We start from the raw sequence: 429 nt of genomic DNA on the forward strand, positions 1-429 counted from the left end.
GCCCGAGTACAAAGACGCTGGCTCCTGGCGTGCGCCAGGAAGACGATGGTGCGTGTGGATAGTGAAGTGCTTCGTTGCCACTGCCGCCGGGTGTGTATCGACAACCACACCGACACGTTCGGCACGCGCAGTGCCAGTTCATGCCTGTTCGGCTTCTCCAAGCACCGTCATGCCGGCGCACGCCGGTATCCAGGGTCTTTTTCAAGCATGATCACAAAGCCACTGGGCCCCGGCCTTCGCCGGGGTGACGATGGTGCCTGTGAGACGTCCTTTACGAGCTATCTGGAAGCTCTGTGGAGCAGAAACGAAAAAAGCCCATAGCGTTAGCTACGGGCTTTTTCGATTTGTTGGCGGAGTGGACGGGACTCGAACCCGCGACCCCCGGCGTGACAGGCCGGTATTCTAACCAACTGAACTACCACTCCGCCG

At 59.7% G+C, this 429-nt stretch carries 1 tRNA gene; it reads right to left on the reverse strand.

The features are described 5' to 3' along the window. Positions 1–348: 348 nt before the first annotated feature. Positions 349–425 (reverse strand) — tRNA-Asp (locus tag FCL40_RS18425). Positions 426–429: the final 4 nt, after the last annotated feature.

The organism is Ferrimonas sediminicola (assembly GCF_005116715.1).
Classification (GTDB): domain Bacteria; phylum Pseudomonadota; class Gammaproteobacteria; order Enterobacterales; family Shewanellaceae; genus Ferrimonas; species Ferrimonas sediminicola.